A 1,109-nucleotide genomic window follows, 5' to 3' on the forward strand; every position below is an offset into this window, starting at 1 on the left:
AGCCCTGCGATGATGCACAAACCCCAAAGTGCGGGAATTGGAGCGGAGCGACAATGTAGCGATTTGGGTTCACCTTTAGGTGAATTGTGCATCATCGGTATCGTATAACCGTCAGTTACGGGTTGATATGCGTTAATTTTCGGTTTGGCACTGACGTTAGCAATTCCGAGTGGATTCGGACGTAGTCGAATCCGCCGTAATTGCGGTTATACATTGTTGCCCACAGTTCTTATTCATTACTTTTTATAAAATCGATAAACTCAATACCAAATTCAGTTATTCCCATATGACTGAAAGGTAAGTTTCCAATTCTTTTCATTCGGTCATCAATTAGTAGACCTTTAGAAAACAATCTTTGCTTGTAGAATATAAAAACATTTTCTTCAAGACCGTAATATTCAGCGGTTTTATATTTAGATAAAGAGTCAATGTGTTTTTTACACTTCTCGTATGTGATAGTTAATCTGTCAAAAGGTTCTTTGAATTTCGATTCACCAATTACTATTCTCTCTTTATCCATTTGATTTTTAAGTGAATCCAAATTGTTTTTATGCCTATTCATTTCATCGATTTTATTTTCATATTCCATTGTGAAATGTCTGTGGTTATATAAAATCGAAATTTCTTCCTCTGTTAAATTGCTGATTAAATCTAAATAATGGTCGTTTAGTTCAGTACGTCTTGAAGGATTGTTTAATTGTCTAATAAGAATGTCTTTAAACCTTTTTAGTTTAGATTCTGATTTTGTTCTAACGACTCGTTGTAAAACAGCCTCAAATAAATCATAGAAGTCTTCAGTTTTTATATTGTCGATGTCGATTTCTGATTCTTCCGTAAAATTTTCGGCAAGAATTTCAACAAATTTGTTCAGTCGTTTTTGTTTTATTGCTCCACTATATTCAAAAATCAATTCATTCAATGCAGTTCCACCATAGGGAATTGCACCTAAAAGTGATTTTCCTATTGTAGTTAAAATTTCTTTTTTGTTCGGTTTTGTCATAATTGTGGGCAACGCAGGGCTATGTGTAGTCGTGCGTTTGGGTTTTTGTTTGTCGTACCGAAAGGTACGTAAAAAAGAAAAATACAAGGGAGCACACCAGATTGCATAT

1 protein-coding gene is annotated in these 1,109 nt (G+C 34.3%); it reads right to left on the reverse strand.

Annotation, left to right across the window (positions count from 1 at the left end; translation table 11 throughout):
* Positions 1–229 precede the first annotated feature (229 nt).
* On the reverse strand, positions 230–1,109 hold an 880-nt coding region (locus tag BIZ36_RS20685; protein ID WP_222937502.1), incomplete at its 5' end, for a hypothetical protein.

The organism is Cytophaga sp. FL35 (assembly GCF_014349235.1).
Classification (GTDB): Bacteria; Bacteroidota; Bacteroidia; order Flavobacteriales; family Flavobacteriaceae; genus Euzebyella.